We start from the raw sequence: 24,753 nt of genomic DNA, 5'->3' as shown, positions 1-24,753 counted from the left end.
AAACCCACCCGCGCCCGCGAGGGCCGGGTGGGTTTCGCGGTGTCCGGACGAGTGCGCCGGAGCGTCCGCGCGTCCGGTCACACCCGGGCGGCGAGCGCGCGCACCGCGGTGAGCGCGGTGTTCGCCGTGGTTTCGGCGGCGCGCGCCGGGCCGCGCTCCAGATACGCGACGAGATCGAGCCCGGTCACCGCGATCTGGTCGCCGACCGCGAAAACGCCCACGTCCGGAACCTCGCGCCCCTCGGGGGCGTCGCCCAGCGCGGCCAGTGTCCGGGCGAGTGCCAGGCCCGCGCCGGCGCACGTACGGTCCGGGTCTGACGTGTCGTCAGGGTCGAGGCGGGCCCGGAGCCGCGACTCGGAGAGGTGGCGGTAGCGGTCGGCGAGCCCGCGGATCCGCCGGGCGAGCTCCGCGGTGGCCGGGGATATGCCCGGGCCCGCGTCGCCGGGCGGTTTCCGAGGGGATTCCGAGGGGAGGGACGACATAACCGGAGCGTACCGCCCGGGATTCGCTGGGATTTGTGTGCTTCGAGCGGTTGCCAACCGTTCGCCCGTCATGCACGCTCGGGGCACGGAACGCTCACCGGAGGCGCTTATGTCCTTGCCGCACTTCTCCGAAGAGACCCACCGGAACCTGCTCGCGCGGGTTCCGTCCGTAACCGGTCGTGAACTCCCTGATTGGTTCAAGGAGATCGACCAGGGTCCGTGTTTCTCGCGCTTCGAGGACCGGGTCCATTGGTTGCAGGACGAGCACAGCATCGCACACGGCCACGCGACGGCCATTATGCGTGAGCACGACCGGCGCCGCATGTCCCGCGGTGTGCGCTGACCCGCTGCGGACGACCCCCGCGCGACATCGAGAAGTGCCTCGGATCCCCGACACATTCCGACACACACGAACACGTCCGAACATGACACGTGGCGGTGGCCTGGGGGCCACCGCCACGTGTCATGTCAGGTCATATGCGGGTGGACGAGCCTGTCGGCCCGGCACCACCGGCCCGCGCGCTAGTCGCGGAAGATCGCCAGGAGGCGCAGCAGCTCCAGGTAGATCCACACCAGCGACAGCGTCAGGCCGAACGCCGCGCGCCACGCCTCGCGCTCGGGAGCGCCGGCCGCGACGAGCTGCTCGACCTCGTGGAAGTCGAGGGACAGGAAGAACGCGCCGAGCGCGATACCGACGATGCCCATCACGATGCCCATGCCGCCGCCGCGCACCCCGTCACCGCCGGCGAAGGCGACGAACACGAGGTTCACGAGCATCAGCATCACGAAGGCCATCGCGATGGCGATGCCGATGCGGGTGTAGCGGGCGGTGACGCGGATGCGACCGGACTTGTAGGCCCACAGCATGGCCACGAAGATCGCCGCGGTGCCCAGGACCGCCTGGATGACGATGCCGCTGTACGCGTTCTCGAAGGCGTGGCTCGCCGCGCCCAGGAAGATGCCTTCCAGCGCCGCGTAGCCGATCACGAGCCCCGGGTGGATGGAGCGCCGGAACGTGATGAAGAGCCCGAGCCCGAACGCCGCGAGCATGGACGCGAACGCCCAACCGTAGTTCTCCGCGGGCAGCAGCGCCCACGAGAGCGCTCCGAAGACGACGACGGTGAGCAGGGTCAGCGCGGTTTTCGCGACGACGTCGTCGATGGTCATGCGGCCGGTCTGGACCGGGCCCGCCGACTGCTGCCGGTACATCTGGTTGAGCTGGTCCGCCGACGTAGGCTGGCCATAGGGCTGCTGCTGCCCGAACTGCGAGGCGTTCCCGCCGAACGGGTTTCCGGAACCGGACGGCTGCTGCCCATAGGGCGCGCCGTACTGCGGCGCCTGCTGCGGCCCGGCCTGCGGCGCACCGAAGGCCCCCCGCCGCGAGAGGACCGGGTTGCTGCTCCTCATGTCAACTCCTCCATGCCCCCGCGGAGTGCGAGGGGTCTGGGGTTAAGAGTAATAGTTCAGTAAATCCATTGGGGTAACCCGCAAGCAGGATCTGTACCCCATCCTCCGGGGGGAGAACGCGCGGGCATGCCCGATTGTGCCCGGTCCGCGCACGGCGTGAGGCTGCTCTCACGACGAAAAACGACGAAATATGATCAATTCTGTACGGCTCGGAAAGACCGGGATTGATCGGGATTGATCGGCACGTCCCGTGCGGATTTCGGGGGCTTTCTGCCATCGCGACTCCGAGGCACCGGCATCAGGACTTCTATGGGAACGCCCTCCGCCGTGGTCCACCCTGGAGCACAGCGACGGAAGAGGGGCACCGCACTCGGGCCCCCCTCCCGTGCCGACCCACCCGTCCCCCACCTGGTCCGACGCTCCCGCGACGGTGGCGTTCTTCCAGGTCAGAGCCGTTTCGATCCGGTGCCCGGAGCCGGACTCGAACCGGCACGGCCGTGCGGCCAGCGAGGTTTAAGCTCGCCGTGTCTGCGTTCCACCATCCGGGCGCGATGCCGAGCGTAGCGGCATCGAAGCACCCTGTTGACCAACCTCGGCCATCCACCCGACCAACCGTCAGGATGGGCGGCGTACGGCCGGTCCGCCGGGTGCGACCGAGGGCCGCTCAGCGGACCCTGCGGGCGAGTGTGAACTGCGATACACCCAGGTACGCGGAGCGGAACCCGGCCTCGCAGTACGCCAGATAGAACTCCCACATGCGCCGGAACGTCGCGTCGAAGCCGAGCGCCGCGACCTCGTCCGCCCGGCCGAGGAAGCGCTCGCGCCACATGCGCAGCGTCTCGGCGTAATGCGGCCCGAACTGGCGGCGGTGGACGACGCGCAGGCGCGTGTGCGACGCCAGCGCGTCGTCGATGGCCTCGGCGGACGGGATGAGGCCGCCCGGGAACACGTACTTGTGCATCCACGTCCACGTGTCGCGGGCCGCGCGCATGCGGTCGTCGGCCATGGTGATGGCCTGCACACACGCCCGTCCGTCCGGCTCCAGCGCGCGGTCGATCGCGGCGAAGTAGGCCGGCCAGTAGCGTTCGCCGACCGCCTCGATCATCTCGACGCTGACCACGGCGTCGTACCTGCCGGAGACCTCGCGGTAGTCGCAGAGGCGCACGTCCACGCGGTCCGCGACTCCGGCCTCGCGGAAGCGGCCGCGGGCCAGCACGCGCTGTTCCTCGGACAACGTGATCGTGACGACCTCGGCCCCGCGCGCCGCGGCGCGCAGCGCCAGTTCGCCCCAGCCGGTGCCGATCTCCAGGACGCGCGTCCCCTCCCCGACGGCCGCGGCGTCGAGGACGGCGTCGATCTTGCGGCGCTGCGCGTCGGCGAGGGTGTCGCCGGGCTCGAAGAGCGCCGAGGAGTACGTCATCGTCTCGTCGAGGAACAGCGCGAAGAGGTCGTTGGAGAGGTCGTAGTGGCGGCTGATGTTGCCGCGCGCGCCCGAGGGGGTGTTCTCCTCCTCCGCGGGCCGTACGGCGACCGCCCAGCGCCGCAGCTTCTGCAGCGGACGCGGGATGAGGGTGTCCATGCGCCGGGCGAAGACCGTGAGCACGCCCGTCGGGTCGTCGGCGTCCCACGCGCCGGTCATCCACGCCTCGCCGAAGCCGATCAGGCCGTGCGCGCCGATCCTGCGGTAGAACTCGTCCGGCCGCGCGATCCGCATCACGGGGTCGCCGAAACCACCGCCGCCGACCACCCGCCCGCCGGGGAGATGGACGCGGACGCGGAGGCCGCGGACCGCGGTCAGGAACAGCCGCTTGGCGACCCGGGCGCGGGCGGCGGCATCGGGGACGGCGGCGAGCCCGGGCCAGTGCTTCGCGGACGGATCCGCGAGGTGTCGCAGCGCCGTCCCGGCGCCGGGCGTGTGCCGCGCCCGCGCGGGCGAGCCGGAGGTTCCGCTGCGCTTCGCGCCGGTATTCGTCGTGCTCGTGCCCACTTTGCTCGCCTCACTCCCGCTCGCGCGCCAACCTTCGTACGTTGCCCTGCTCGCGTCCGCGTGACGCCCGTTTCAGTCGTTTGCCGGGGCGGGGCGTCGGTGGGAGCGCGCTCGGGCCCGGCGGATCGGGTCGGGGAACGCGTCAGGGCCCGTCTCCCGGTGCGGGACACGGACCCTGACGGTGCTTCGGATCTCAGGCGGTCTTGCTCGCGGCGGGCGCGGGCGCCGGGGGCAGGGCGGCCTCCGCGAACTCGTCGCGGGGGTGCTCCATGGAACCGAGCGAGACGATCTCGCGGCGGAAGAACATCGCGAGGGTCCAGTCGGCCACGATGCGCGTCTTCCGGTTGAAGGTCGGCATCGCGTACATGTGGTACGTGCGGTGGAACAGCCACGCCGGCAGGCCCTTGAGCTTGAACTTGCCGAACATGATCGCGACGCCCTTGTGCAGGCCCAGGCCCGCGACCGCGCCGAGGTTCTTGTGCTTGTACTCGGCTGGCGGGAAACCGCGCATGACGCTGATGACGTTGTCGCCGAGTTGCTTGGCCTGGCGTACCGCGTGCTGGGCGTTCGGCGGGCACCACGCGCCCTCGCCCGCCGCCAGGTCGGGCACCTGGGCGTTGTCGCCCGCGGCGAACACGTGGTCCATCCCGGCGACCTGGAGGGTCGGGCGGGTGTCGACGTGCCCGCGCGGCCCGAGCGGCAGGCCGAACCGGGCGAGTGCGGGGTTCGGCTTGACGCCCGCGGTCCACACGATGGTGGACGCGTCGAACTCGGTGCCGTCGGACAGCACGCAGTGCTTGTCGACACAGGACTGCAGCGAGGTCTCCAGATAGAACTCGATGCCGCGCTGCTTGAGTTTCTTCAGCGTCCACTTGCCGAGTTCGTCGCCGACCTCGGGGAGGATGCGGTGCATCGCCTCGACCATGATGAAGCGCATGTCATCGCGGGTGATGTTCTTGTAGTACTTGATCGCGTCGCGGGCCATGTCCTCGATCTCGGCGAGCGCCTCGATGCCCGCGAAGCCGCCGCCGACGAACGCGAAGGTCAGCGCCTTGCGGCGGATCTCCGGGTCGCTGGTGGAGTCGGCGATGTCGAGTTGGCCGAGAACGTGGTTGCGGAGGGCGATCGCCTCTTCGATGGTCTTGAAGCCGATGCCGTTCTCCGCGAGCCCGGGGATCGGGAACGTGCGGGATATCGAGCCGAGCGCGACGACGAGGTAGTCGAACTCGTGGTCGTATTCGGCACCGACGAGCGGAACCACGCGGGCGACCTTGCGCTCCTGGTCGATCGCGGTGATCCGGCCGGTGACCACGTCGGCCTTGGGCAGCGCGCGACGCAACGGGACGACGACGTGGCGCGGCGACAGACTGCCGGCCGCGGCCTCTGGCAGGAAGGGCTGGTACGTCATGTACGAGCGCGGGTCGACGACCGTGACGGAGACCTCTCCGTACTTGGCCTTCTTGAGGATGCGCTGCGCTGCGTACAGGCCGACGTACCCGCCGCCGACAACGAGGATGCGGTGGCGACGGTCCTTGTTGCTGCTCATGCAGGGAAGTATCCCGGAGACGCGAGGGGGTCCGCTCCGAGGTCGCGCGCAGCCCTCACGTACCCCTGTGATACCCTGCACGCTTTTGTTTTCGCCCGATTGCTCCCGCGTATATCCGTCCGCTTGCCCCCGTATGCCACGTTGTCCCGGCCGGGCCCCCCGACCACGGCGATGACCTGCAACGATCCACAGGCCCCCGGCGCTCCCAGGGGCCGTGTGATCCCGGTCTCGGTCGCCCGGGGCAACCGATGGGGATGGTCGAACGATGACGGGGACGGTCGGGAAGGCAACACGGAGCAGCACTTAGTGCCAAGGTGACGAAAAGAATCGCCGACGGACATGTGAAGAGATTCACAAACATCGCCGAAGGCGTCCCGTCGCGCGCCGTCCCGGGACGCCGCGCGACGGGGCCCCGTCAGCCGAGGACCGACCAGGCGATGCCGTCCAAAATGTCGTGTTCGGAGACGACGACCTCGTCGGCGCCGACCCGTTCCATGATCGTCAGCAGTACGAGCGCGCCGGCGCCGATGACGTCGACCCGGCCGGGGTGTATGACCGGGATCGCCGCCCGCCGCTCGTGCGTCGACGCGAGGAGACGCCCGGCCACCTCGCGCACCCGTGCCACGCCGACCCGTGTGTGGTGGATCCGGGCCGAGTCGTATTCGGGCAGGTCGAGCGCGATGGCCGCCACCGTGGTGACCGAACCGGCGAGCCCGACGAGGGTCTTCGCCCGGTCCAGCGGCACGTCCCGGGCGGCCTGGTCGATCGCCGCCTCGATGTCGTGCCGGGCCGCGGCGATCTGCTCGGCCGTGGGCGGGTCGGAGCGCAGGTGGCGCTCGGTCATGCGGACGCACCCGACGTCGACCGAGCGGGCCGCCTCGACGCGGTCGTCGCCGAGCACGAACTCGGTCGAGCCCCCGCCGATGTCGACGACGAGGTACGGGCGGGCGAAACCGCCCGCGCCGCCGCCCAGTTCGCGGGTGGCACCGAGGAAGGACAGCGCCGCCTCCTCGTCACCGGCGATCACCTCGGGTTCGACCCCGAGCAGCTCGCGGACGCCGGCCCGGAACTCCTCGCGGTTCTCGGCGTCGCGGCTCGCGCTGGTCGCGACGAAGCGCAGGCGCTCCACACCCAGCGCGGTGATCGCGTCGCGGTACCCGCGGCACGCGGCGAACGTGCGCTCCAGCGCCTCCGGGGCCAGCCGCCCGGTCTTGTCGACGCCCTGGCCGAGCCGGACGATCTCCATGCGCCGGTCGAGGTCCTTCAGGGCGCCGGTCGCGGGATCGAGGTCGGCCACCAGCAGGCGGATCGAGTTGGTGCCGCAGTCGATCGCGGCCACGCGTTCTGTCATCACGTACCCCTCGGGCTGTCGTCGGTCGCGTCGGTCGCCGCCGCGTCGGGGGCGGCGACGCAGCGGCCCTTGCGCCACCACTCGGGCAGCGCGGCCAGGGCCTCGTCGCCCAGGGGGTTGACCCCCGGGCCCGCCGCGAGCGCGTGCGCCACCAGCACGTGGAGGCACTTCACGCGGTCCGGCATGCCGCCCGCGGACGGGAAGCCCGGCAGCACCTCGATCGCGTCGCGGCGCTTGATGTAGTCGTCGTGGGCGGCACGGTAGCGCGCGGCGAGATCGGGGTCGGCGGCGAGCCGGTCGTTCATCTCGCGCATCATGCCGTCGGACTCCAGCGTGCCGATCGCGGACGCGGCCCGCGGGCACGTCAGGTAGTACATCGTCGGGAACGGGCTGCCGTCCTCCAGACGGGGCGCGGTCTCGACCACATCGGGCAGCCCGCACGGGCACCGGTGGGCGACCTCGCGCAGGCCGCGTGGGGTGCGGCCGAGTTGTGCGGTGACGGAGGCGACGTCCTGCTGATCCATGGGGGGCAGTATTTCGGACTTTCCTCGGCGGGGTTCACGCGGCGGTCCCGGCTCGGCGCGGAACACGCCGGGGTTGCGCGGCCCACGGCTACGGCGAAGGTGCCGCCGACGGGTTCGGCGCGGGGGCGGCGTCCGCGTCCTGGACGGTGGTCCACAGCTCGCCGGTCCACGACCCGTCCTTCGGGGACTCCCCCGGGCTCGGCGCGACCGGCGGCGGGGGAATCACCGAGTAGGCGGTGTCGCCCGGGTTGACGTAGTGCAGCTGCCCCCGGGCCTGCTGGCGGATGAACGCCGGATCCTGCCAGCGCTCCAACTCCTCGCGCAGCCGCTCGACTTCGTCGCGGCGCCGCTCGGTCTCGACCCGCAGGCCGTCGCGATCGCGCCGCTGGTCCAGGTACTGGCGTACGGGTACGACGAGGGCGATGGCCAGCACGGACACCACCAGCACCAGGACGCCGGCGCGCCCGGTCAGGCGGTTGGGCCGACCCTTGGGGCCGCCCCACGTCACGACGATGCGTCGGCGCTTCGCGGTGCTCTTGGGCTTCGTCCCGTTCGTGCGGTTCGCACCGCTCTTGGCCTTGCCCGGTCCGGTCCCCTTGCGTGCGTCCGTCTCGGACACGCGCCCTCCCTGCCGTCGGGCCGGCCGCGCGGACGTCCCGCGCGACCGGCCTGACGTTGTGTCAGGCGTCAGCCTTGAAGCGGGGGAACGCGCCGCGGCCGGCGTAGGCAGCCGCGTCGTCGAGGATCTCCTCGATACGCAGCAGCTGGTTGTACTTCGCCACGCGCTCGGAGCGGGCGGGGGCACCGGTCTTGATCTGACCGCAGTTGGTGGCGACGGCCAGGTCCGCGATCGTGGTGTCCTCCGTCTCGCCCGAACGGTGACTCATCATGCACCGGTAGCCGTTGCGGTGGGCGAGCGACACGGCATCCAACGTCTCGGTGAGCGTACCGATCTGATTGACCTTCACCAGCAGGGCGTTGGCGGTCGCGGTGTCGATGCCGCGGCGCAGACGCTCCGGGTTGGTGACGAACAGGTCGTCGCCGACCAGCTGGACCCTGCCGCCGAGGGTGGCCGTCAGCTCCTGCCAGCCGGCCCAGTCCTCCTCGTTCATCGGGTCCTCGATCGACACGAGCGGGTACGCGGACACCAACTCCGCGTAGTACGACGCCATGTCGGCCGCCGACTTCGACGCGCCCTCGAAGGTGTACGCGCCGTCCTTGTAGAACTCGGTGGCCGCGACGTCGAGGGCCAGCGCGATGTCCCGGCCCGGCTCGAAGCCCGCCTTCTTGATCGCGTCGAGGATCAGGTCGAGCGCGTCGCGGTTGCTCGGCAGGTCGGGTGCGAAGCCGCCCTCGTCGCCGATGCTGGTGGCCAGGCCGCGGCTCTTCAGCACCGACTTGAGCGCGTGGTAGACCTCGGTGCCCCAGCGCAGGGCGTCGCGGTAGGTCTCCGCACCGATCGGCGCGATCATGAACTCCTGGATGTCGACGTTGGTGTCCGCGTGGGCACCGCCGTTGAGGATGTTCATCATCGGGACCGGGAGCACGTGCGCGTTGGGGCCGCCGAGGTAGCGGAACAACGGCAGTTGCGCGGCCTCGGCGGCGGCGTGCGCGACGGCGAGCGAGACGCCCAGCATCGCGTTCGCGCCGAGGTTGGACTTGGCCTCGGTGGCGTCCAGGTCGATCATCGTCTGGTCGACGATGCGCTGTTCGTCGGCCTCGATGCCGACGACCTCGGTCTGGATCTGCTCGATAACGGCGAGGACCGCCTTCTCGACACCCTTGCCGCCGAAGCGCTGGTCGTCGCCGTCGCGCAGTTCGATCGCCTCGAAGGCACCGGTCGACGCGCCCGACGGCACCGCGGCGCGGCCCTGGCTGCCGTCGTCGAGGACGACCTCGACCTCGACCGTGGGGTTGCCGCGGGAGTCGAGGATCTCGCGCGCGTGGACGACGTCGATGGACGGCACAGCGTCTCCTAGGTGATTCCGGCACAAGGGTCTGCTCGGCCGAGCCTAGTGCCTGAACCGAGGCGAACCACGCGGGCACCACCCGATCGCGCGCACAACGGACGAACGAGCGCGCGCCGCCCCACAGCGCCATCGTCCGGACGGACGTGCGGATTTCACCGGCGGGAACCGGGGCGCGCCCGTTGCGGGCCGCGGGCCGCCGGGGGCCGCGCGGGCGCGGTCGCCGCGGTGGGTGCGATACGTCCGGCGCGATCGCCGCGTCCCCCGCCGGCCGCGGGTCGCCGGTCCGGTGCGGTCGGCGAGGCGGGTGTGGGTACGCCGCGTCCGATGCGATCGCCGCGCGTCTCCCGCGTCGGCCGCGGGTCGGCGGTCCGGCGCTGTCGCTCGGTCGGCGAGGCGGGTGCGGGCACGAGGCGTCCCGCGCGATCGCCGCGTCCCTCGTACCGGGTCCGGCACGGCGTCGAGGCACATGCGGACGATGTGCCGCCTCGCTCACGGGTGTTCGGTGACGGCGTTCGCCGGGGTCGGCTCGGTGCGCGGTCGAGTCCGCGGCGGCGTCGGCCGCCCTTGGCGCCGAACTCCCTGGGCTGTCAGCCGAGATACCCCGGTCCGTGCGCCGGGCCGCCGTCCAGGCCGAAGACGCGCCAGCGCGTCGGGGTGACGACGCCGAGGCTCGTGCCCTCGCGGGACAGCGCGCGGTGCTGGGACGAGAGGCCTTCGTCGCCCAGGATCAGCCGCATCGCGTACTCCCAGCGCTCCTGCGCCCAGGCGTCCTCGCGCAGTTCGACCTCGCCCCACACGATCACGTGCGCGATCTCGCCGTCCTCCGCGATCGAGAGGCACACCTTGGGGTTCTTCTCCAGGTTGGCCTTCTTCGTGCGGCCGGTGAGGCTGAGGTAGAGGTGGTCGTCGTCGTACGCCAGCATCACGGGCGTCACGTGGGGTTCCCCGGTGGGGGTCACCGTTCCGACGTGCACCCAGTGCTCGGGGTCGCCGAGCATGTGGTCGAGTGCGGCCTTCAACTCCGGGGCGATCATCCGCTTCCGCCTCTCGTGTGCCGTCCCGCTGCCGCGGGTACGGTCCGACGGTTTTACGTCCGGTCACGTTACCTCGGCGAGTGACGCAGGACACAGGCAGGGGCCCGGCCCGGAGCGCGGTGCTCCGGACATCACCCGGGAAACGCAATCACTCGGCCGGGTGATTCCCGTGATTCCCGGGCGTCCGCCGCCAGTTGCCGCCCCGCGGTCGTTCCCGACGCGGGGCGTCGTGCTCAGTAGTCGTCCGGATAGAGCGCGGTGAACGCCGCGACCCCGTCGGTCGCGGGCGACGCGTACCCCGGCAGCAGCTCGGTGAGCAGCCCCCGGACCGCGGCGTTGTCGTTGCCGGCCGCGGCCCCGTAGAGGTCGGGCAGCCGGACGACGGCGTCGAGGGCCGCGACGGGAGGGACCGTCGCGTACACCCGCGGGTGCTCGGTCGGCAGCCGTTCCTCCACCGCGGAGAACAGCGCCTCGTGCAGTTTCTCGCCGGGCCGCAGGCCGGTGAAGCGGATCTCGACCTGCGGCTGGTTCACCTGCTCGACGAACTTGTGGACGAGGTCGACGATCCGGACGGGCTCGCCCATGTCCAGGACGAAGATCTCGCCCCCCTGCGCCATGCGCCCGGCCTCCAGGACCAGGCCCACCGCCTCCTCGATGGTCATGAAGAAGCGGGTGACCTCGGGGTGGGTGACGGTCACCGGACCGCCCACCCGGACCTGCTCGGCGAGCACGGTCAGCAGCGAGCCCCGGCTGCCGAGCACGTTGCCGAAGCGCACCCCCGCGAACACGCCGGGCGCCTGGGTGTTGGCCTGCACGATCAGCTCGGCCAGCCGCTTCGTGGCGCCGAGCACCGAGACCGGGTCGGCGGCCTTGTCGGTGGAGATGAGGATGAACCGCTCCACCCCGACATCCAGCGCGGCGCGCACCAGGTTCTCGGTGCCGAGCACGTTGGACTTGACCGCTTCGCACGGGTGCCTCTCCAGCAGCGGCAGGTGCTTGTGCGCGGCGGCGTGGAAGACGACCTCGGGTTTGAGGTCGCGGAACACCTGCTCGATGCGCGGCCGGTCCCGGATGTCGGCGATGACGAGAGTGTCGTCGTCGAGCAACGCCTCGCCCCACACGTCGAGTTGCAGGCGGTGCAGGTTCGACTCGTCGTGGTCCAGCATGTACATCTTGCTGGGGCCGAACCCGTAGACCTGACGGCACAGTTCGCTGCCGATCGAGCCGCCGGCCCCGGTCACCAGGACGCGGCGGCCGGCGATGACCCCGCGGACCGACGCCGAGACGACGTGCAGCTCCTGACGGCCGATCAGGCGGTTGACGTCCAGCGTGCGCATGTCGCTGCCGACGACGTCGCGGCGCAGCGCGACCAGGAACGACGGCAGGTAGCGCACGCTCGCGCCGACCGCCGACGCGTCCGCCGCGACCGTGCGGAAGTCCTCGGGAGCCAGCCCCGGGATCGCCAACACGACGACTTCGACGCCCTGTTCGAGGCTCACGGCGACCAGGTGGTCCAGGCGGCCGAGCACGGGAAGGGTGTCGGGCAGCCCCGAGTCCTCCCACGGCGGCCCGGCGACGCGTACGTGCTTCTTGTGCGGATCGTCGTCGAGGAAACCGACCGGCCGCAGCCCGAATTCGGGTGTGCGCAGCAGATCCCTCGCGAGTGCGCTGCCCGCCGACCCGGCCCCCACGACCAGGGTTCGCAGACCCGCGCGCAATTTGTCCGATGTGGTACCCGACCCCACCATCAAGCCCCCCCAAGTCAGGGGCCGCGACACCGTCGGCGGTGTGCTGCCGGTATCGCGCGCGGCATCGACCCCCCACGACCCGGCGGGCGAAATCCCCATCCACACCCGCCGGTTCGCGGCGTCACACCGCGATTGCCCCTCCCGCCCCCACAACCCCGGCAGACGTCGCGACGCCCACCGGTACCGCCGTTCAGACTACGGGGGGCGGTGTGCCGCGCGTTGGCCTTTGGCCCTATTTTTCACGCCAGTTGCGGGGTTCGGAGCATGGACTCCCGGCGGTCGCGGGCGTGTTCGAGGTGTACGCGCTACTCGGCTTCGGCCAGTTCCGCGAGTTCGAGCCACCGCGTCTCCAGGTCCTCGCGCTCCGCGGCGACGGACCGCAGTTCCGCGTCGAGTTCGGCGATCCTCGCGAAGTCGGTGGCGTGTTCGGCCATTCCGGCGTGCAGCTTCTTCTCACGCTCGGTGAGTTTCGCCAACTGCCGTTCGATCTTTTGGAGTTCCTTCTTGGCAGCGCGGGTGTCGCCGGTGCGCTGCCGCACGGGCGCGGAAGGCGCCGCGCTCTCCAGGACGGCTTGGCGGCGGTCCAGGTACTCGTCGACGCCGCCGGGCAGCATGCGCAGCGTCCGGTCGCCGAGCAGCGCCCATACGGTGTCGGTCGTGCGCTCGACGAAGTAGCGGTCGTGGCTGACCACCACGAGCGACCCGGGCCAGCCGTCCAGCAGGTCTTCGAGCTGCGTCAGTGTCTCGATGTCGAGGTCGTTGGTCGGCTCGTCCAGGAAGAGGACGTTCGGCTCGTCCATGAGCAGGCGCAGCAGTTGGAGGCGTCGGCGCTCGCCGCCGGACAGGTCGCCGACCGGCGTCCACTGCTTCTCGCCGGTGAAGCCGAACTGCTCGCACAGCTGCCCGGCGGTGAGTTCGCGTCCCTTGCCCAGGTCGACGCGCTCACGCACACGTTGCACCGCCTCCAACACGCGCCAGGCCGGGTCGAGTTCGACGACCTCCTGGGACAGGTACGCCAGGCGCACGGTCTTGCCGACCACCAGGCGGCCGGACGCCGGGGCCTTCTCGTCGAAGGCCGCGGACGCCATCGCGCGCATGAGGGACGTCTTGCCGGCCCCGTTGACGCCGACGAGGCCGATGCGGTCGCCCGGGCCCAGGTGCCAGGACACGTGCTCCAGCAGCGTCTTCGGCCCGGCCTGGACGGTGACGTCGTGCAGCTCGAAGACGGTCTTGCCGAGGCGCGCGTTCGCGAACTTCATGAGTTCCTGCCGGTCGCGCACGGGAGGCTCGTCGGCGATCAGCTCGTTGGCCGCCTCGATGCGGAACTTCGGCTTCGACGTGCGCGCGGGGGCGCCCCGGCGCAGCCAGGCCAGCTCCTTGCGGATGAGGTTCTGCCGCTTGGCCTCCTCGGAGGCCGCGATGCGCTCGCGCTCCGCCCGGGCCAGGACGTACGCCGAGTAACCGCCCTCGTAGTCGTGCACACGGCCGGCCTGCACGTCCCACATGCGCGTGCACACCTCGTCCAGGAACCAGCGGTCGTGCGTGACGACGACAAGTGCCGAGCGGCGGGCCTTCAGGTGCCGGGCGAGCCACGAGATGCCCTCGATGTCGAGGTGGTTCGTCGGCTCGTCGAGGATGATCAGGTCGTGCTCGCCGATGAGCAGCTTGGCGAGCGCGATCCGGCGGCGCTCGCCGCCGGAGAGCGGGCCGATGACGGTGTCGATGCCCTGCGGGAAGCCCGGCATGTCCAGGCCGCCGAACAGACCGTTGAGGACGTCGCGGATGCGCGCGTCCCCCGCCCAGTCGTGGTCGGGGCGGTCGCCGACGATCTCGTGCCGCACGGTCGCGTCGGGCGCGAGGTCGTCCTGTTGGCTGAGGAATCCCAGGCTCAGCCCCGACAGGTGGGTCACGCGGCCGGAGTCGGCGGGCTCGCGCTGTGCCATGACCTTGATGAGCGTGGTCTTGCCGTCGCCGTTGCGGCCCACGACGCCGATGCGGTCCCCCTCGCCGACGCCGAGGGACACGGCGTCGAGGAGCGTACGCATGACGTACGCCTTGCCGACGGATTCGAGGTTGACGAGATTCGCCACGGCACAACTTTCTCGCGGGACGGGAACACCAGAGTCTACGGGCCCGCGGGCACACCCCGTCCGGGGAGCGGGGGCCGGGCGGCGCCACGCCGCCGAGCGGGCGCCTCGGGGCGTGATGTGCCGCCGAGCGCATCGCATGGGAGAAGTGACCGAGCGGCGACCGGGCCGGCGCGGTCCCGTCGCGGGGGGCGTTCCTCGCGGACTCCCCGGCGACCGCGCCGCACCGTGAAGGCCTCGGCCGGCAGGCCCGCGCGGCGGCCGTACGGACCGGTCGCGACCCGCCGTGGCTCGCGCCGCGCACACCGTCATCGGCCCGGGAAGACCCCCGTCACACCGCTCCGCCCCGAAGTGCCGCGATCGGAGCCGCCCCCGCGCCACCCCGCACGCGCGGGCACGCTCGTGTCACACCGCGCCGGACTCGGAGTTCCACAGCCGGGGCAGGACGCGGGCGCCGGAGACCGGGCCGTACGCGACCCGCGTCGTCCGGCAGGTCCCCGACGCCTCCAGGGAGCGCGCGACCGATTTGGCGGCGTCCTCGTCGGCGGCCAGGAACGCGCACGTCGGGCCCGATCCGGACACCAGGGCGCCGACGGCCCCCGCCGCGGTGCCCGCGAGCAGCGTGTCGCGCAGCGACGGGCGCAGCGAAATCGCGGCGGCCTGAAGGTCGTTCGTCATCGCGGCGCCCAGTGCGGGTGCGTCGCCCGCGCGCAGCGCGGCGATCAGCTCCTCGCGCGGTGCCGGCGCCGGAATGTCGTCGCCGGCCTCGTCGCGCAGCCGGTCGCACTCGCGGTAGACGGCCGGTGTCGACAGTCCGCCGTCGGCGAGCGCGAAGACCCAGTGGAAGCGCGCGACCGACGCGACCGCCGCGAGCCGCTCGCCTCGGCCGGTGCCGATCGCGGTGCCGCCCAGGTCGCTGAACGGCACGTCGCTGCCCAGCTCGGCACCGAGCCGGCGCAGCATCTCCCGAGGCGTGTTGCCGCGCCACATCGTGTCGCACGCGAGCAGCGTCGCCGCGGCGTCCGCACTGCCGCCGGCCATACCGCCCGCGACCGGAATGCCCTTGCGGATGTGGATGTGTACGTTCGGTGACTGCCCGAGGCGGTCCGCCAGCAGTTCGACGGCGCGGGCCGCGAGGTTGTCCCGGTCGAGTGGGACCTCTCCGGCGCCTTCCCCGTCCAGGGTGACGGTCAGCGCGTCGGCGGGGGCCACGGTGACCTCGTCGAAGAGCGAGACGGCGTGGAACACCGACACCAGCTCGTGGAAGCCGTCCGGCCGAACCGCCCCCACGGCAAGCTGGAGGTTCACCTTCGCGGGCACCTGGACGGTCACAGGGGACACGAGCGCTGCTGCTCCTCGGCTGCGGGTGTGAGTGGGGACCGCGACGATCGTACGGTGCGTGACGGTTGCTTCACGCCGGGGGTCGGCATTCCGCGATCCGGGCGAACCGCTCGATGTCGAGCGCTTCGCCGCGTGCTTTCGGGTCGACGCCGGCCGCGGCCAACGCGTCCTCGGCGGCGGCCGGCGACCCGGCCCACGCGGCGAGGGCCGCGCGCAGTGTCTTGCGGCGCTGCGCGAACGCCGCGTCCACGACCGCGAAGACCTCCTCGCGCGTCGCGGTGGTCGCGGGTGGTTCGCGGCGGACGAGGGACACCAGGCCCGAGTCGACGTTGGGGGCCGGCCAGAACACGTTGCGCCCGATCGCGCCCGCGCGGCGCACGTCCGCGTACCAGGCCGCCTTGACCGACGGCACCCCGTAGACCTTGCCGCCGGGCCGCGCCGCGAGGCGGTCCGCGACCTCGGACTGCACCATCACCAGCGTGCGTTCGATGCTCGGGAAGGTCTGCAGCATGTGCAGCAGCACCGGGACGGAGACGTTGTACGGAAGGTTCGCGACGAGTGCGGTCGGCGGCGGCCCCGGGAGCCCGGTCACCGTCATCGCGTCGGCGTGCACCAGCTCGAACCGGTCCGCGCGGTCGGGCAGGCGCGCGGCGACCGTGGCCGGCAGGTGCCGTGCGAGCACCGGGTCGATCTCGACGGCGACGACGCGCGCGGCGGTCTCCAGGAGCGCGAGGGTCAGCGAGCCGAGCCCGGGGCCGATCTCGACCACGGTGTCGTCGGGGCGCACCTCGGCGGTGCGCACGATGCGCCGCACGGTGTTGGCGTCGATGACGAAGTTCTGCCCGAACTGCTTGGTGGGACGGACGCCGAGCGCTCCGGCCAGTTCGCGGATGTCCGCGGGACCGAGGAGACCGGATCCCGGGGGACGATCACTCACGAGTACAGCTTACTTCCGCAGATCGGCCACGGACTCGCTCCCCTTTGCGCGAACAGCATCTTGGCGCGGGAGGTCTGCTCGGACGCGGAGGCCGTGCTCGCGACGCCGGTGCCGCCCATCGACTGCCAGGTGCGCGCGTCGAACTGGTAGAGGCCGTGGTACGTCCCCGACGGGTCGACGGCGTTGGGCCGCCCGCCCGCCTCGCACTGCGCGAGCGCCTCCCAGTTGAGGCCGTCGCCGCTGCCGCCGGTGTCGTCCTCTTTCTCCTCCTCGGGTTCCGGCTTCTCCTTGGTCCCGACCTTGATCACCTGGGTGACCGGCTTGCGGACGATCTCCTCCGAGACCTTGCGCGGCTCCTGCGCGACGCCGTCGACGGTGTCGTACGTCCAGGTCACGCGCCGCAGCCCGGGGACGCCCTTGGTCTCGACGACCTCTTTGCCCTCGAACTCCTCGGGGTCGTCCTCGCGCTTGGTCTCGAACGGGATCCGCTCGTCCTTGACCACGGTCGTGCCGGTCACGCGCACGATCGACACCGTCATGCCGTCGGTCGGGTACGTCTCCGGGGGGACGCTGACGCGGTCCTGCGGGCCCAGCTCGACACCGGCCTGCGTCAGTGCCTCGCCGACGGTCGCGACGTTGGTGCGCAGCGGGACCTGGCCGCCGTCGATCATGAAGGTGATGCCGCGCTCGGTGCGGACGTCGAGTGCGAGGCCCGCGCGGCCGATCGGCACGGCGCGGTCCTTCGACAGGTACGCGCCGTCGGTGCGCACGCCGAGCTGGTCCATCGCCTCGCCGACGGAGGTCGCGGTCACCCACACCTGCTGCGGCTGCCCGTCGAGGGTGAGGTCGAGGAGGCGGCCGTAGCGGACGGCGACGCGGTCCCCGTCGTCGAGTTCGGAGTTCTTGGCCGGGGCGACGGTGTCGTGCTCGCCGACGTCGATCTGCTGCCGGGAGAGGACTTCGTCGACGCTCGACGCGAACGTCCTGACCTTCTGCTCCTCGCCGTCGACCACGACGGTGACCGTCTTGTCGTAGTGGACGAAGGCGGTCGTCCCTCCCACCAGCACGGCGACGACCAGCAGTTGGGGTACCAGCGTGCGCGGCGAGAATCCGCGCCTCGGGGTTTTCCCGCGCCGACGGCCCCGCTCGGCGGAACGACTCAAGGGGTGGCTCCCGTCACCTGCCAGCAATCAACCGAGCAGGGACTGTAACAGTGGTGACGGGTGCGCCGGACGTCCGCCCGTCAGGGCAACTCGGGTGGACCGAATACGCGTTCGGCGTTGGCCGCGAGCGCCGCGCACAGTTCGTCCTCGTCGAGGCCCTTGACCTGCGCCATCGCACGGACCGTCAGCGGCACGAGATACGGCGCGTTGGGACGCCCGCGGTGCGGAACCGGGGTGAGGAACGGCGCGTCGGTCTCGACGAGCAGCAGTTCCGGCGGCGCCACCGCGACCGCGTCGCGCAGCCGCCCGGCGCTGGGATACGTCACGTTGCCGGCAAACGACATGACGTAGCCGAGGTCGGCGCAGGTTTTCGCCATCTCCGCGTCGCCCGAGAAGCAGTGGAACACCACGGTGTCCGGAGCGCCTTCCTCGGCCAGGATGCGCAACACGTCGTCGTGGGCGTCGCGGTCGTGGATCACGAGCGGCTTGCCGTGCCGCTTGGCGATCGCGATGTGCCGCCGGAACGACTCCTGTTGCGCGTCGGCGCCCTCGGGGCCGGTGCGGAAGTAGTCGAGGCCGGTCTCCCCGACGCCGCGCACCTGCGGCAGTCCCGCGAGTGCGTCGATCTCGGCGAGCGCGGCGTCGAGTGCGGCCGTCCCGCCCGGCTCGCGGCGCTGCCCGGACCAGCCGTCGGGGTCGCCGTGCACGAGGCGGGGTGCTTCGTTGGGGTGCAGCGCGGCGGTGGCGTGGACGCGCGGGTCGTCCAGGGCGGCCTGCGCGGCCCAGTGGGAGGACGGGACGTCGATACCGACCTGGACGAGCGTCGAGACGCCCACGGAGGCGGCTGCGGCGAGCGCCGAGGCGACGTCGCCGTCCTGCAGGTCGAGGTGCGTGTGCGCGTCCCAGACCGGTACGCGCAGCGACGGCGGGGCGGGCGGCGGGGTGGTGTCCTTGGGCCCGCCGTCACGGCGGCTGCGCTTGGCCATCGTCGCTGGTCGCTTCCTTGTGCTCGGTGCCGCTCGGGCCTGCGGCGCTCCGGTGGGTGCGCCGCCGAAATCCTAGGGCCCGTAGGCGGTGGGCCGCCGTCGTCCGCGAAGACGGCCCACCGCGGGGCAGGTGCGGCCGGGAAGGCGTCTCGTCGCGCCCGGGCCCGTTCCGGGGCTCGGAGCCGGTGTACGCCCGTCCGGCTCCCGCTCAGCGCCGGGTCAGTGCCGAGTACCAGTGGCGGGAGCCGCCGGCGGCGGCCGGTGCGGCCGGCTGCGTGGCCGGGGCGGCCGGGGTGGTCGGGCCGGTCGAGGTCGTCCGCGCGGCCCGGGTGGTCTCCGCGGCCGGCGGCGTCGTGGCCGAGGCGACGCGGCCGGCCCGCAGGATCCGCAGGCGCTCGCCGTCGCAGTTCTCGCAGCGCGGGCGGCTGAAGGGCGACGGCACACGCTTGCCGTCCGCGTAGTAGTGGCAGACCTGTTCCCCACGCAGGTCGGTGACGTGGTGGATCTCGTACGCGCGCTCCCAGCCGTGGCCGCAGCCGAGGCAGACGAACGAGTACGCCTCATGCACGACAGTCGAGGTGTTTTTCATGGCGACCTCCTTGCGCGGGCCTGCCACCGACGATTCGGTGGCCCCCTTGGCCCATGCCTCAAGGAAACGCCCGGGGGACGGCCCGGTGTGCCGGTGGTTACGTCCCTTTGGCGAGTCTGATTGGCAAAACTGACCAAGTTGGGACGTGCTTGGGCCGAACACTCCTATTGTCCTACCGGCAGCTTGCCTCTGCTTGACGTTGCCGTCCGCTCCGCCCGCACGATTCAGCCGCCCGAGGCCGCCTTCTTCGCGGCCACCACGGCGTCGAAAACCTCGCGCTTCGGGAGCCCGCACTCGGCCGCGACCGCCGCGATGGCCTCCTTGCGCGGCTGCCCGGCGCTCTCCCGGTGGGCCACCAGCGCGGCCAACTCCGCCGGCCCGAGGTCGGCGGGCCCGGCCGGCGGCGCGCCCTCGACCACGACCGTGATCTCGCCGCGCACCCCGCCCTCGGCCCACGAGGCCAGCGAGGCGAGCGGGCCGCGGCGTACCTCCTCGTACGTCTTGGTCAGCTCCCGGCACACCGCCGCCCGCCGCTCGCCGCCGAACGCCTCCGCCATCGCCGCGAGCGCGTCGGCCAGCCGGTGCGGTGCCTCGAAGAACACCAGCGTGCGCGGCTCCCCGGCCACCTCGCGCAGACGCGACGCGCGCTCGCCGGCCTTGCGCGGCAGAAATCCCTCGAAGCAGAAGCGGTCGACCGGCAGCCCAGACACCGCCAACGCGGTCAGCACCGCGGAGGGCCCGGGCACCGCGGTCACCCGCACCCCCTCGGCGACCGCCGCCTCGACCAGGCGGTAGCCGGGGTCGGACACCGACGGCATCCCCGCGTCGGTGACCAACAGCACACGCGAGCCCTCGCGCAGCGCGCGGACCAGGTCGCCGGTACGCGCGGCCTCGTTGCCCTCGAAGTACGAGACCACCCGGCCGCCGATCTCCACCCCGAGCGCCGACGCCAGTCGCCGCAGCCGACGCGTGTCCTCGGCCGCGATGACGTCGGCCGAGCCCATTTCGGCGGCCAGGCGCGGAGGGGCGTCGGCGACCTCGCCGATGGGGGTGCCGGCGAGCACGAGGACGCCGCAGAGTTCGTCTTCCACGGGCCCATCCTCCCCTGTCCCGGGCCCGGCACCGTGTTCCGGTCAATACGATGACTCGCGTGACGAGCGACGTGGCGACCGACAGCCCCACCCAAAAACGCTCCCCGGAGGGAGGCGGCGGCGCCACGACCACGCCCGCGGACGCAGACTTGTGGGCGCGTACGCTCGCCCGCTTCTCGTTCCACGCCCGCCCCCGGGTTCCGCTGCGCGAACGCCTCGTCCCCAACTTCACCGACTCGTCGCCGTACACCGGCGGCGGCTGGCTGCCCTGCCTCCTCGTCACGCTGGTCGCCGGTTTCCTGCGGTTCTGGAACCTCGGCCGTCCGGACGAGGTGATATTCGACGAGACGTACTACGCCAAGGACGGCCTCTCCCTCATCAAGCTCGGCTACGAGGGCACCTGGGACGACCACGGCGAGGAAGGCCGCGCCAACAAGTTCTTCGCCGACGGCGACTGGGGGCCGTTCCTCAACCACGACGGTTCGTACATCGTCCACCCGCCCGTCGGGAAGTGGACGATCGGCCTCGGCGAATGGCTGTTCGGCGTCACCCCGTTCGGCTGGCGCTTCATGGTCGCGCTGCTCGGCACGCTCTCGGTCCTCATGCTGTGCCGGATCGGCCGCCGCCTGTTCCGCTCCACCCTGCTCGGCTGTATCGCGGGCCTGCTGCTGGCCCTCGACGGCCTGCACTTCGTGATGAGCCGGACGGCGCTGCTCGACCTCGTCCTGATGTTCTGGGTGCTCGCCGCGTTCGGCGCGCTGCTGATCGACCGCGACGACGCACGGGCGGGCGTCGCCCGGAAACTCCGCGACACCGTCTCACCGCAGCGCGCGCTGCGCATGTCCCTCGGGCTACGGCCGTGGCGCATCGTCGCGGGCGTCTGCCTGGGCCTGGCCTGCGGCACCAAGTGGTCGGGCGTCCCGGTGGTGCTGCTGTTCGTCGCCCTCACGCTGTTCTGGGACGCCGGGACGCGCCGCGCCGCCGGTGCCGCCGGCTGGCGCGTCTACGCCGCCGTCCTGCGCCGCGACCTGGCGCCGGTCCTCCTGTCGATCGTCGTCGTCGCCCTCATCGTCTACGTCTGCTCGTGGACGGGCTGGCTGGTCACCGACGGCGGCTACAACCGCGACTGGGCCCAAGGCCGCGACGGATTGTCACCGGATACGTTCAAATTCGGACCGATCAAGATCTCCGGGCTACCGCAGTTCGACATGACCTGGGTCCCGGAGGGCCTGCGCAGCCTGTGGCATTACCACGGCGAGATGTGGAAGTTCCACAACGGGCTCGACGACCCGCACGTCTACCAGTCGAACCCGTGGAGCTGGATGGTCCTCGGCCGTCCGGTGTCGTACTACTTCCAGAACAAGTCGCAGGGCGAGGCCGGGTGCCACGCCGACAAGTGCGCCCAGGAAGTCCTCGGCATCGGCACGCCGTTCCTGTGGTGGGCCGGCTGTTTCGCGGCCGTCTACCTGCTCTACCGCTGGGCCGCCCGCCGCGACTGGCGGGCCGGAGCGATCCTGTGCGGACTGGCCGCCGGACTCGGCCCGTGGATGTTCAAGCAGGACCGCACGATCTTCCTCTTCTACGCGGTCGTGTTCGTCCCGTTCATCGCGCTCGCCGTGGCCATGATGATCGGCGCGATCCTCGGACCGCCCGGGGCGAGCCATCGGCGCAAGACGTGGGGCGCGGCGGGCGCGGTCGCCCTGATCGTGCTCATCGCCTGGAACTTCCTGTACTTCTATCCGATCTACACCGGGACCACGATCCCGATGTCGGACTGGCAGGACCGCATGTGGTGGACCACCTGGATTTGACCCCGCCCCCGTGAGGGGGCATCCCGGCAACAGCCCTACAACGGCAGCAGATCCGGGCGCTTCGGCACCAGCCCGTCCCCCGACGACTGACCGCGCAGGCGACGCCCGATCCACGGCACCAAGTGCTCGCGCGCCCACTGGACGTGCTCGCGCCGGGCGGCGGCGGCACTCAACTGCTCGTCCTCCGGCGGCCACGGGGCCTCGGGGTCCTCGTCGGTGCGCAGCCCGATCGCCCGGGCCGCGTTGAGCGCGACCCGCTCGTGCCCGCACGCCGACAGATGCAGCCGGTCCTCACTCCACGCGCGCCGGTCCTGCACCGCCTGCATGCCCCACAGGTCGACGACAACGCAGTCGTACCGCGCGGCGATCACCCGCAGATGCTCGTTGTACGTCGCGACCTTGCCGCGCAGCAGCTTCAACAGGCCCAGTTCACGCGTGTCGAACCCGGTGAACACCATCACGTGCGCGCCCGCACCGCGCAACGCCGCGACGGCCGTCTCGTATTCGGCGGCGAGCTTGTCCGGGTCGCCCCCGGGGCGCAGGACGTCGTTTCCCCCCGCGCAGAAACTCACCAGATCGGGTCGCGCCGCGAGCACGAGCGGGAGTTGCTCCTCGACGATCTGGTGCAAAAGCTTCCCGCGCACCGCGAGATTCGCGTACCGGAGCCCGGGCCGCGCCTCCGCGAGACGCACCGCGAACCGGTCGGCCCAGCCCAGCAGACTGCCGTCCGGGCCGGGATCCCCCCCGTTGAAGCGACTGGGCAAAAGCCTCGGCGGTCCAACCAAGTAGATGCGGTACTTTGCTGCTGGCACAACGTTCAGGGGCCTGACCCGATTTCTCGGATCAGGCCCCTGACCTGTTGTGGAGCTGAGGGGATTTGAACCCCTGGCCCCCTCGATGCGAACGAGGTGCGCTACCGGACTGCGCCACAGCCCCAACGAGAAAGAAGATTACCACCTTCGCGGAGTGCCTTGTGCACGGGTTTGTTTGGCGGGGGTGGGTCACTCGTTGCCGGCGCGGGGCCAGTCGTGGTCGAAGAGGTCGTCGGGGTCGGGGTAGGGGTGAGCGCGACGGGGGTCTTCGGCGTACTGGTCGAACAGCGGTGTGGGGCGCGGCGCGTCGGGGGTGGCCCGGGGGGCCGGTGCGCGGTCCGGCTCGGGGCCGGCAGGGTCGGCGCGCTCGGGGACGCCCGACGGCTCGCCTCGGGGGACGACCGGGGCGGTCACGTACGTCGGGAGCGGGACGGGCACGGGGTCCCAGGCGTCGCGGTCGGTCTCGCCGATCACGTCGGCGGGGTCGGTGTGCAGCGCGGCGATCCACTCGGCGTGGTCGAGGTCTTCGGCCGCCTTGCGGTCGGCCCGGGCGCGCGGCGCCGGGGCCGAGGGGCGTTCGGGGCTCGTCCGGGACTGCCCCGGCGGGCGCGGCGGGCCGCTCGGGGAGCCGTCCGTCGGGCGGCGGCGGGCGGCGGGTGCTTCGCCGCCCTGCGGTCCGGGGCGGCGCGTGTCCGCGGCCTGCTTCCGCAGCGGACGGGGCGGCGCCGGGCGGATGGCGGGGGCGCTGCGCAGCCGGTTGCGGAGGTTGATCTCGTAGCGGCGGCGCTCCTGCCCGCGCAGGTACGCGATGTAGCCGGTCAGCGCGATGCCGGGGAGCAACGGCAGCCACAGCCACGCGAGTCCGGCCATGCCGGTGACCACGGCTCCCGCCGTGAACGCGAGGAACAGGCCGACGACGACGCGGCGGCGGCGCGCGAGCAGTTGCGCGCGGCCGTCGGAGCGCTTGGCGGCCGAGGGCGCGGGGCGTTTCGCGGTCGCGGTGCCGGGACGCGGTGCGGGCCGCCCGGGCGCGGTGCCGCGCGGGGCGCGCGCGGGCGGCGTGTCGGGTTCGTCGCCGGACCGGCGGCTCGTGGCGGAACCGTCCGAGCCGGGAGGGGTGTTCGGGGCGGCCTGCGGCGTCTCGGCGGCGCCGGAAGGCTCGGAGGTGTCGTGGCCCTTCCCGGACTCGACGGCGTGGCCGCGCCCGGCCGCCGCGTCGTGGCGGCGCGCGCCGGGCTCGTCGTGGCGGCCCGGGCGCCGGCTCCGGGCGTCGTCCGGGGTGTTGGCCCGGGAACGCTCGAAAGCCCCGGCGGGCGGGCCGGGGCGGGCCGCGTCCTCGTCGACGGACGCGTGTACCTGGCGGGCGCGGGCGCCCTGGGCGGCGTGGGCGTCGCCGCGGCGCCGGGCGGGGGCGTCGGACGTCTCGGACGCGGCTGCCCCCGGCGGCGCCTTCTCGGCGCCGCGGGGGTCGGGGTCCGGGTCGGGGGGCGGTTGTTCGTCGCGCGGTTTTTCGTCGCGCGGGGTCAGGTCGACGGACGAGACCGCGAGGCTGTCGTCGCCGTTCGCGATCATCCGTGCGTAGCGGCGTTCGAGCGCGCCGCGACGGGACAGGATCCGGATCGCGGTGGTGAACCGTTCGGTGTGACGGCCCTCGTTGAGCTCGTCCTGCCGACGGAGCCACATGGGCACCAGATAGGCAGCCCAGGCCCCCACGATCGCTGCGTAGATCAGGCCGCTGCTGCTCACATCGACACGCTAAGCCGGATGGCGGTCGCGGCGTCGGACGTGCGGCGGTGTGTCGCACGATCTTCTTTGATGCGTGTGTGACTACTGGGGCATAAGTGTCTGTTGCGATCGTACAAGTACCCCTGGTTGGCGCAATAATCC

Annotated in this window: 21 protein-coding genes and 2 tRNA genes; 2 read left to right on the top strand and 21 right to left on the bottom strand. The window is 72.1% G+C overall.

What is annotated here, in order from left to right:
- Positions 1–77 precede the first annotated feature (77 nt).
- On the bottom strand, positions 78–482 hold the full coding sequence (locus LO772_RS20665) for a hypothetical protein (protein WP_231773508.1): 405 nt from the start codon (positions 480–482) through the stop codon (positions 78–80).
- Positions 483–591: 109 nt separating this feature from the next.
- On the opposite strand from LO772_RS20665, the gene LO772_RS20660 reads away from it, so the two are divergent.
- The gene (locus tag LO772_RS20660) at positions 592–825 is read left to right on the top strand and encodes a DUF4287 domain-containing protein (RefSeq protein WP_231773507.1); all 234 of its coding nucleotides are present in this window, start codon (positions 592–594) and stop codon (positions 823–825) included.
- Between the two features lie 179 nt (positions 826–1,004).
- Here the strand turns inward: LO772_RS20660 and LO772_RS20655 are convergent, their stop codons facing one another.
- The 17 genes from LO772_RS20655 to rsmI all read right to left on the bottom strand — a co-directional run bounded on the left by LO772_RS20655 (position 1,005) and on the right by rsmI (position 20,243).
- Positions 1,005–1,889 (bottom strand): Bax inhibitor-1/YccA family protein, encoded by an 885-nt coding sequence (locus LO772_RS20655; protein WP_231773506.1) that lies wholly within the window; start codon positions 1,887–1,889, stop codon positions 1,005–1,007.
- Between the two features lie 466 nt (positions 1,890–2,355).
- A tRNA-Leu gene (locus LO772_RS20650) sits at positions 2,356–2,437 on the bottom strand.
- A gap of 116 nt (positions 2,438–2,553) precedes the next feature.
- Positions 2,554–3,783 (bottom strand): SAM-dependent methyltransferase, encoded by a 1,230-nt coding sequence (locus LO772_RS20645; RefSeq protein ID WP_231779649.1) that lies wholly within the window; start codon positions 3,781–3,783, stop codon positions 2,554–2,556.
- A 286-nt stretch (positions 3,784–4,069) separates the two neighbouring features.
- The gene (locus LO772_RS20640; protein WP_231773505.1) at positions 4,070–5,422 is read right to left on the bottom strand and encodes an NAD(P)/FAD-dependent oxidoreductase; all 1,353 of its coding nucleotides are present in this window, start codon (positions 5,420–5,422) and stop codon (positions 4,070–4,072) included.
- A gap of 415 nt (positions 5,423–5,837) precedes the next feature.
- A complete protein-coding gene (locus LO772_RS20635) occupies positions 5,838–6,773 on the bottom strand; it encodes a Ppx/GppA phosphatase family protein (protein WP_231773504.1) in 936 nt (311 codons plus the stop codon).
- On the bottom strand, positions 6,773–7,297 hold the full coding sequence (locus LO772_RS20630; RefSeq protein ID WP_231773503.1) for a DUF501 domain-containing protein: 525 nt from the start codon (positions 7,295–7,297) through the stop codon (positions 6,773–6,775). Before LO772_RS20630 ends, LO772_RS20635 begins: the two co-directional genes overlap by 1 nt.
- An 88-nt stretch (positions 7,298–7,385) precedes the next feature.
- Positions 7,386–7,916, bottom strand: a complete 531-nt coding sequence (locus tag LO772_RS20625; protein ID WP_231773502.1) for a septum formation initiator family protein — start codon at positions 7,914–7,916, stop codon at positions 7,386–7,388.
- 61 nt (positions 7,917–7,977) lie between these two features.
- The gene (gene eno, locus LO772_RS20620; RefSeq protein ID WP_231773501.1) at positions 7,978–9,264 is read right to left on the bottom strand and encodes a phosphopyruvate hydratase; all 1,287 of its coding nucleotides are present in this window, start codon (positions 9,262–9,264) and stop codon (positions 7,978–7,980) included.
- A gap of 590 nt (positions 9,265–9,854) precedes the next feature.
- Positions 9,855–10,301: a pyridoxamine 5'-phosphate oxidase family protein gene (locus tag LO772_RS20615; RefSeq protein WP_231773500.1), complete on the bottom strand. Its 447-nt coding sequence runs from the start codon at positions 10,299–10,301 to the stop codon at positions 9,855–9,857.
- A 233-nt stretch (positions 10,302–10,534) separates the two neighbouring features.
- Positions 10,535–12,019, bottom strand: coding sequence for a polysaccharide biosynthesis protein (locus tag LO772_RS20610; RefSeq protein ID WP_231773499.1), 1,485 nt, complete (start codon positions 12,017–12,019; stop codon positions 10,535–10,537).
- A gap of 335 nt (positions 12,020–12,354) precedes the next feature.
- Positions 12,355–14,094, bottom strand: a complete 1,740-nt coding sequence (locus LO772_RS20605; RefSeq protein ID WP_231779648.1) for an ABC-F family ATP-binding cassette domain-containing protein — start codon at positions 14,092–14,094, stop codon at positions 12,355–12,357.
- A 447-nt stretch (positions 14,095–14,541) separates the two neighbouring features.
- The gene (locus LO772_RS20600) at positions 14,542–15,477 is read right to left on the bottom strand and encodes a 4-(cytidine 5'-diphospho)-2-C-methyl-D-erythritol kinase (RefSeq protein WP_231773498.1); all 936 of its coding nucleotides are present in this window, start codon (positions 15,475–15,477) and stop codon (positions 14,542–14,544) included.
- Between the two features lie 70 nt (positions 15,478–15,547).
- On the bottom strand, positions 15,548–16,414 hold the full coding sequence (gene rsmA, locus LO772_RS20595) for a 16S rRNA (adenine(1518)-N(6)/adenine(1519)-N(6))-dimethyltransferase RsmA (RefSeq protein ID WP_231773497.1): 867 nt from the start codon (positions 16,412–16,414) through the stop codon (positions 15,548–15,550).
- A complete protein-coding gene (locus LO772_RS20590) occupies positions 16,411–17,577 on the bottom strand; it encodes a resuscitation-promoting factor (RefSeq protein WP_231773496.1) in 1,167 nt (388 codons plus the stop codon). Before LO772_RS20590 ends, rsmA begins: the two co-directional genes overlap by 4 nt.
- Before the next feature lie 80 nt (positions 17,578–17,657).
- Positions 17,658–18,563: a TatD family hydrolase gene (locus tag LO772_RS20585; RefSeq protein ID WP_231773495.1), complete on the bottom strand. Its 906-nt coding sequence runs from the start codon at positions 18,561–18,563 to the stop codon at positions 17,658–17,660.
- Positions 18,564–18,771: 208 nt separating this feature from the next.
- Positions 18,772–19,152 (bottom strand): hypothetical protein, encoded by a 381-nt coding sequence (locus tag LO772_RS20580; RefSeq protein WP_231773494.1) that lies wholly within the window; start codon positions 19,150–19,152, stop codon positions 18,772–18,774.
- Between the two features lie 224 nt (positions 19,153–19,376).
- The gene (gene rsmI / locus LO772_RS20575) at positions 19,377–20,243 is read right to left on the bottom strand and encodes a 16S rRNA (cytidine(1402)-2'-O)-methyltransferase (protein WP_231773493.1); all 867 of its coding nucleotides are present in this window, start codon (positions 20,241–20,243) and stop codon (positions 19,377–19,379) included.
- A gap of 50 nt (positions 20,244–20,293) precedes the next feature.
- Between rsmI and LO772_RS20570 the strand changes: the two genes are divergently transcribed.
- On the top strand, positions 20,294–22,054 hold the full coding sequence (locus LO772_RS20570; RefSeq protein ID WP_443089294.1) for a dolichyl-phosphate-mannose--protein mannosyltransferase: 1,761 nt from the start codon (positions 20,294–20,296) through the stop codon (positions 22,052–22,054).
- Between the two features lie 35 nt (positions 22,055–22,089).
- Here the strand turns inward: LO772_RS20570 and LO772_RS20565 are convergent, their stop codons facing one another.
- The 3 genes from LO772_RS20565 to sepX all read right to left on the bottom strand — a co-directional run bounded on the left by LO772_RS20565 (position 22,090) and on the right by sepX (position 24,612).
- The gene (locus tag LO772_RS20565; RefSeq protein WP_231773492.1) at positions 22,090–22,818 is read right to left on the bottom strand and encodes an SGNH/GDSL hydrolase family protein; all 729 of its coding nucleotides are present in this window, start codon (positions 22,816–22,818) and stop codon (positions 22,090–22,092) included.
- A 98-nt stretch (positions 22,819–22,916) separates the two neighbouring features.
- Positions 22,917–22,990 (bottom strand) — tRNA-Ala (locus LO772_RS20560).
- A 65-nt stretch (positions 22,991–23,055) separates the two neighbouring features.
- Positions 23,056–24,612, bottom strand: a complete 1,557-nt coding sequence (gene sepX, locus LO772_RS20555) for a divisome protein SepX/GlpR (RefSeq protein WP_231773491.1) — start codon at positions 24,610–24,612, stop codon at positions 23,056–23,058.
- Positions 24,613–24,753: the final 141 nt, after the last annotated feature.

Source organism: Yinghuangia sp. ASG 101, from assembly GCF_021165735.1.
Taxonomy (GTDB): Bacteria; Actinomycetota; Actinomycetes; order Streptomycetales; family Streptomycetaceae; genus Yinghuangia.
Note: the sequence above shows the minus strand (reverse complement) of the source record. Positions and strands in the feature narration are given on the sequence as shown.